The 6,099-nt window shown below is 43.3% G+C and carries 8 protein-coding genes; 5 read left to right on the forward strand and 3 right to left on the reverse strand.

Going from position 1 to position 6,099, the window contains the following annotated elements; genetic code table 11:
• From ACTIE6_RS23465 to ACTIE6_RS23475, 3 genes are all read left to right on the forward strand, one after another.
• A partial coding sequence (locus ACTIE6_RS23465; protein ID WP_439558943.1) for an RluA family pseudouridine synthase occupies positions 1-489 on the forward strand: 489 nt, incomplete at its 5' end.
• Positions 490-559: 70 nt separating this feature from the next.
• Positions 560-1,294 carry a hypothetical protein gene (locus ACTIE6_RS23470; protein ID WP_439558944.1) on the forward strand — a complete coding sequence of 245 codons (735 nt, stop codon included), beginning with the start codon at positions 560-562 and terminating at the stop codon, positions 1,292-1,294.
• Positions 1,295-1,352: 58 nt separating this feature from the next.
• A complete protein-coding gene (locus tag ACTIE6_RS23475; RefSeq protein WP_439558945.1) occupies positions 1,353-2,123 on the forward strand; it encodes a hypothetical protein in 771 nt (256 codons plus the stop codon).
• A gap of 52 nt (positions 2,124-2,175) precedes the next feature.
• Here ACTIE6_RS23475 and ACTIE6_RS23480 read toward each other — a convergent pair whose 3' ends face one another.
• Positions 2,176-2,691 carry a hypothetical protein gene (locus tag ACTIE6_RS23480; protein ID WP_439558946.1) on the reverse strand — a complete coding sequence of 172 codons (516 nt, stop codon included), beginning with the start codon at positions 2,689-2,691 and terminating at the stop codon, positions 2,176-2,178.
• A gap of 138 nt (positions 2,692-2,829) precedes the next feature.
• Positions 2,830-3,423, reverse strand: a complete 594-nt coding sequence (gene msrA, locus ACTIE6_RS23485) for a peptide-methionine (S)-S-oxide reductase MsrA (RefSeq protein ID WP_439558947.1) — start codon at positions 3,421-3,423, stop codon at positions 2,830-2,832.
• A gap of 247 nt (positions 3,424-3,670) precedes the next feature.
• Between msrA and ACTIE6_RS23490 the strand changes: the two genes are divergently transcribed.
• The gene (locus ACTIE6_RS23490; protein ID WP_439558948.1) at positions 3,671-4,207 is read left to right on the forward strand and encodes a CopD family protein; all 537 of its coding nucleotides are present in this window, start codon (positions 3,671-3,673) and stop codon (positions 4,205-4,207) included.
• Positions 4,208-4,293: 86 nt separating this feature from the next.
• On the opposite strand, the gene ACTIE6_RS23495 is transcribed toward ACTIE6_RS23490, so the two are convergent.
• On the reverse strand, positions 4,294-5,505 hold the full coding sequence (locus tag ACTIE6_RS23495) for an NADP-dependent isocitrate dehydrogenase (protein ID WP_439558949.1): 1,212 nt from the start codon (positions 5,503-5,505) through the stop codon (positions 4,294-4,296).
• Between the two features lie 148 nt (positions 5,506-5,653).
• On the opposite strand from ACTIE6_RS23495, the gene ACTIE6_RS23500 reads away from it, so the two are divergent.
• On the forward strand, positions 5,654-6,099 hold a 446-nt coding region (locus ACTIE6_RS23500), incomplete at its 3' end, for a 5-formyltetrahydrofolate cyclo-ligase (RefSeq protein ID WP_439558950.1).

The raw sequence follows: 6,099 nt of genomic DNA on the forward strand, positions 1-6,099 counted from the left end.
CAATTTGAACACAGGGAAGTTACAAAGCGCTACCATGCAGTCACAAATGGCATTCACAAGCTGGACAGTATCTCGGTATACCTTCCCATTTTACCTTTGAAGAACGGAACAGCAGTGAAAATCGATCGGGCAGAAGGTAAGGTGGCGGAGACGATCTTCAACACTTTACAGGTTTACCGTGGTTACACATTAGTGGAATGTATCCCCATTACAGGTCGCATGCACCAGATCCGCATTCACCTTTCCTGCCTCAAAGCGCCCATTGTTTGCGACCCGCAATATGGCGGCGAGCAGATTTATCTTTCAAGTTTGAAACGCAAGTTCAACCTGAAAAAAGAAACCGAAGAACAACCTCTGATTCAACGGGTTGCTTTGCACGCGCATTCGCTTTCTTTTGCATTAATGGACGGAGAGCCGGTGCGTGTTGAAGCGCCTTATCCCAAAGATTTTGAGGTACTTGTCAAACAGCTCAACAAATTCGGAATGTAGTAGCATAATTTTTTACAGGTTTGATGAAAGTTTGTGTAGGTTTAAACACATTTTCATCCAACCTTTTATTATGCGTATACACACATCTAACTTCCTGTCGGTCATTCTGATCGCTCTTCTGTCACTTTCTTTTGCACAGAATTCACTTGCACAAACCGCTCGTAAAAACGACGTGATCGTCAAACGCGATAGCTCGCGAATCCAGGCGCTTATTACACAAATGACTTACGAAAAGATCAACTACCGCGATCTGGGCACAGCTGATAGTGCAAAAGCCTACATTTATATGGATCAGGTTGCGAGGGTTATGTTGAAAAATGGTAAGATATTAAACGTGCGCGATTCGGTTTTGGTAGGTAAAACACCGCCTGATTCGGTTGGGCAATATGCAGACATGAATAATCTGCCGAAGGATCCATTTGAGAAAAGTGTTGTTATGGCCAATTCGGATCAGCTGAGAGACAAATACGAATACTACAATAATAAGGCAATAGATGGTAAAACAGGTGCAATCGTTTTTACTTCTATCGCAGTAGCCACGCTGGTCTCCGGAATCATTGTGGGTGCAGTCGGTGAAGATCAGGATGACAAAAAATTTGGCACTGCACTGGCGGTAGGCGGACCAGTTTTTGGCGGGGTTTTAGGTTTGATCACTTTTAATAAGTACCGCGTCAATCATAAAAAGGCCAATAAGGTCAAATCAGAGTTGGAACGCCGCGGGCAGCCACTTACTACATTCAGGATAGGACCAAGCTTTGATCCGTTTAATAAATCCGGCCAACTCACAATGCGTATGACATTTTGATAAGGATAAATTTATTACTTCATTCGGAGCAAAATATTCATATTTAGCTCCTTCCGCAATGAAAGTAAGTTTACCTGTGCTGAGATTTCAGCTCCTGATCACCATTTGTTTTTTGTTCCTTCATGCTGCTTCTGCCCAGACAACGCGGAAGCCTGACATTATCCTGATGCGGGATGAGACCAAGCTGGAAGTCCTTATTCAGGAAGTAGATGATAGCGTAGTCAAATACAAGAAAGTTAACGATCAGGAGGGACCGTTGTTTACGATTAAAAAGGCAGAGATTGCGTCCATTCACTACGGGAACGGTGAGGTGGAGACGTTTGAGGCCACATTGGAAGTGCCTAATTATTACGCACCCTCCTCCGCTGGCCCAAGGCAAACTTCCGCAGCAGTTATGCCAGGAGGAAACAAATTTCAGCAGGAACTGCAAACGAGTTCTTCCGAGCATTTAAGAGGTATTTATAAATATTACCGAACCAAGTCAAAGAACGGACTTGCAATTGGTATCGCAGGTACTTCGGTCGGGCTCATCTTAATGGGGGTAGGAACTGGTATTATAGCTAATATTCAGACCGATGCGAATGGGAATTTCCTAACGTATGCCGATGAGCAAAAGGCAATCCGTGGTGCGTCGCTGATTATCGGCGGGTTTGCGGGAGCAGCAACATTTGGTACAGTGAGCTTTGTAAAGGCAGGCAGGAATGGATCAAAGGCTGGGAAAATAAGGAGAGAACTGCTGCAGAGAGGAGAGCCGATCACATTCAAGTTCAGTCCTGGCTTCAATGCAAAAACGCAAATCGGGTTTCTTACGGTGAATATTGAATTCTAGTACAAAAAAATAGCCGCTGAATTCTCAGCGGCTATTTCTATCTGTAATAAAGTTAAAACTTCAACGAAACACCTACTTTTGCAGGGATCATATTCGTTCCTCCTGCAAATTCAACAAATGCACCAAATGTAGGTTTGAAATAATATCTCGCTCCTGCAAATGCACCAATAACAAGTGCAGAGCTTGTATAATACTGATTGTTATCGATGTTAAATCCTAATGCAGGTCCAGCATAAAGATCTAACTGGTCAATAGTTAGAAAGTGTTTGCCATAGTGATAAGAACCTCTCGCAGCAATTGGTAAAGCAACGTAATTATCAGATGGTCCTAGCAGATATCCATAGTTATAAAATCTAATATCTGCTTGCGCACCAACACTAATAAACTCGTGTACACCAACTTCGAAAGAGCCACCAACTGCGAAACCGCCGCCTCCATAGAAGCCGTATCCGCCGCCGCCAATTCCTAAATTTAGTATTTTATCTCCTTTCTCGAATTGCGCAAAAGCTTTTTCCGAGGTCGCGCTCAGAACCGACGCAACGAAAAACATGAATAGAATCTTTTTCATCGTAATAGATAAGTTATTGTTAATAATGGCACAAAATAAAGCGTTTAATTGAATGCTTCAAAATTTGTGCCATTGATACTTATTATCCGGGTACCCCCACTTTATAAGTGGGCATCTATTCACATTTCCGTCTGAAACTTAGATTTCCTTACGCAGCTTTTCTTTAAAAACCTTCTTGAACTTGTCCAGTTTTGGGGCAATTACGAATGCGCAATAGCCTTGTTCCGGATTGTTGGCGAAGTAGTTTTGATGGTAATCCTCAGCAGGATAGAACTTCACAGCTTTCGTAATTTCGGTAACAATCGGGTTTTGATAAGCGCCAGACTTGTCAAGCTCTGTCTTCGCTTTTTCTGCAAGTGCCTTTTGTTCCTCATTATGATAAAAAATCACGGAACGATACTGAGTACCCACATCATTTCCCTGACGGTTTAAAGTGGTAGGGTCGTGGCTGCGGAAAAATGCCTCAAGAAGGTCTGCATAGCTGATCACTTTTGGATCATAAACCACCTCGACACATTCTGCATGGCCGGTATTGCCTGTGCACACAGCCTTGTAGTTAGGATTAGGATCATGCCCACCTGAGTAGCCCGAAACGACCTTCTTTACACCTTCCAAAGACTCCATCACAGCCTCTGTACACCAGAAACAGCCGGTTCCGAAGGTTGCAATTTCCGTATTCGCAGTATCTACATTCTTTTCGTCAAGCGACGTAAACGCGGTTTCTTTATCCATTTTTCTCTTTTGTTTTTTTTCCGACTGAGCGCAAGATATCACAACCATGCAACACATAAACAAAAACGTCAAAATCGGGATTGTGGTTTTCATTTTACTGGTTTGGGTTACTTTACAGATTGATTAACGAATCCTTCACAAAGAAAGTTTTCTCTGAGGTATTCATCCATTATTTACGAAATTTGCCCGTAAAAAGATCGGTAGGGAAGGTACTTCAATGCCGGATCGCTGATCAAAAATCCCCGCTATGACATACCTCCATTTCAAGGCACTGCATATCATTTTTGTTGTAAGCTGGTTTGCCGGGCTCTTTTATATGCCGCGCCTGTTTGTTTATCACACGGAGGCAAATGAGAAACCAAGTCCCGAGCGGGAGATACTTTTCGCGCAGTTTACCAAAATGGAAAAGCTGCTCTGGAATGCAATTATGACGCCCGCTTGCTGGCTTACATTGATTTTCGGCTCAATCATGCTGTATATTACCCCGGCGTGGCTGGATCAGGGTTGGATGCAGCTCAAACTTGCCTTTGTTGTCGGCTTGGTAGCTTACCATTTTTTTACCCGTAAAATATTGCTCGAAATCCGGCAGGGAAAATTCCGGTTTTCATCTTTTCAGCTGCGCCTTTTTAATGAAATAGCAACAGTATTCCTCTTCTCCATTGTTTTTTTGGTTGTATTAAAAAATACGGTCGACTGGCTCTGGGGAGTTTTGGGACTGATTGCCTTTGCAGTTTTGATTATGACGGCGGTCAGAACTGTGAAGAAAATGAGAGAGAAGAAGTAAGATTTTTCTCCATTGCTTTCCTGATTTTTAGGCACAAAAAAGCCACCGACTATAAAGCCGGTGGCTGAAATATAAAAACCTGATTGTTATGCCAAAGCAGCTTTCAGGTTGGTATCAATTGCTTCAAGGAATTCTTCGGTGTAAAGGAAGTGCTCGCCGTGTTTTACGTCATTTCCGAAAACACCGATTGCCAGATCCTTTGTCATCTTACCGCTTTCAACCGTTTCAATACATACTTTTTCAAGTGCATGGCAGAAGTCGATCAAAGGTTGGTTGTTATCCAGCTTGCCACGGAATGCCAAGCCACGTGTCCACGCGAAAATAGATGCGATCGGGTTAGTTGAAGTTGGTTTTCCTTTCTGGTGCTCGCGATAGTGGCGGGTTACCGTTCCGTGTGCAGCCTCTGCTTCCATTGTTTTGCCATCTGGCGTAACCAATACAGAAGTCATCAAGCCCAGTGAACCAAAGCCTTGCGCAACTGTATCTGACTGAACGTCACCATCATAGTTTTTGCAAGCCCAAACAAAGTTACCTTCCCACTTCAATGCAGAAGCAACCATATCGTCGATCAGACGGTGCTCGTAGTGTACTTTGCCTGCATATTCTGTTTCGTAGATCTCCTGGAAAATATCCTTGAAACGTCCGTCGTATTTTTTAAGAATGGTATTCTTGGTTGACAAATACAGCGGCCAGCCTTTGTCCAGCGCCACGTTGAAACAAGCACGTGCAAAACCGCGGATTGACTCGTCGATGTTGTACATCGCCATTGCCACACCAGCACCTTTGTATTGATAAACCTCGTGCTCGATTACTTCGCCGTTTTCACCTTCAAATTTGATAGAAAGCTTTCCTTTACCCGGAACAACGAAATCAGTTGCGCGGTATTGATCGCCAAATGCATGACGACCTACGATGATAGGAGCAGTCCAGTTGGTTACCAAACGTGGCACATTCTGCATTACGATAGGCTCGCGGAAAACGGTTCCGTCCAGAATATTCCGGATTGTACCGTTTGGCGATTTCCACATTTGTTTCAGATTAAATTCTTTAACGCGGTCTTCGTCAGGAGTGATCGTGGCGCATTTGATACCAACACCAAATTCGCGGATTGCATTGGCTGCATCCACAGTAACCTGGTCGTTTGTTTCGTCACGGTACTCAACACCAAGATCGTAATATTTAATATCTACATCCAGGTAAGGTAAAATCAGTTTTTCCTTAATAAACTTCCAGATGATGCGGGTCATTTCATCGCCATCCAGTTCTACAACGGGATTGTCAACTTTAATTTTGCTCATGTCTTAAATTCTATACAGTAGTTAAAGATTTGAAATCTGACCGTGAAAGTACAAACAAATGAATAAAAAGGCTTAAAAATCGCGGTAAACCGTGCCGGCTTCGGGTTAATTTTTGATATTGGACCAAGTTAAAATCGGTGAAGAGTTTATGAAAAAAGCATTTCTGCGTAAGGAATTTTTGATAAAAAGAATGGCGCTTACACAAGCTGAACGTGAGGCTGCTAACCTTTCTATCTCGGAAAAAACGCTCGCCTACCTTTCTGAAATTACTTTCTCGACCATTCACGTTTTCCTGCCGCATCCTGCCAAAAATGAAGTGGATTGCCGGTCGATAATCTCGGGACTCAGGGACAAAGCAAGACAGGTTGACGTGGTTGCACCTTACATTTTGCCGGGCACGAAGGAAATGGAGCACTATCTTTTAACTGAGGAAAGCATTTTAATCCGTAATCAATGGAATATTCCTGAACCAGATCCGCAGAAATCAAAGCGCATTGAACCTCAGCAAATTGATGTGGTACTTGTCCCGCTTCTTGCATTCGATCAGCGCGGGTTTCGAGTGGGTTATGGCGGTGGCTATTATGATCGTTTTCT

Origin of the sequence: Dyadobacter sp. (assembly GCF_051859145.1) — a bacterium.
Classification (GTDB): domain Bacteria; phylum Bacteroidota; class Bacteroidia; order Cytophagales; family Spirosomataceae; genus Dyadobacter.

What these genes read in the sequence shown, in the direction of transcription:
- ACTIE6_RS23495 (WP_439558949.1), bottom strand. Translation starts at nt 5,505, where the DNA reads ATGAGCAAAATTAAAGTTGACAATCCCGTTGTAGAACTGGATGGCGAT.
- ACTIE6_RS23470 (WP_439558944.1), top strand. Translation starts at nt 560, where the DNA reads ATGCGTATACACACATCTAACTTCCTGTCGGTCATTCTGATCGCTCTT.
- ACTIE6_RS23475 (WP_439558945.1), top strand. Translation starts at nt 1,353, where the DNA reads ATGAAAGTAAGTTTACCTGTGCTGAGATTTCAGCTCCTGATCACCATT.
- msrA (WP_439558947.1), bottom strand. Translation starts at nt 3,423, where the DNA reads ATGGATAAAGAAACCGCGTTTACGTCGCTTGACGAAAAGAATGTAGAT.
- ACTIE6_RS23490 (WP_439558948.1), top strand. Translation starts at nt 3,671, where the DNA reads ATGACATACCTCCATTTCAAGGCACTGCATATCATTTTTGTTGTAAGC.
- ACTIE6_RS23480 (WP_439558946.1), bottom strand. Translation starts at nt 2,691, where the DNA reads ATGAAAAAGATTCTATTCATGTTTTTCGTTGCGTCGGTTCTGAGCGCG.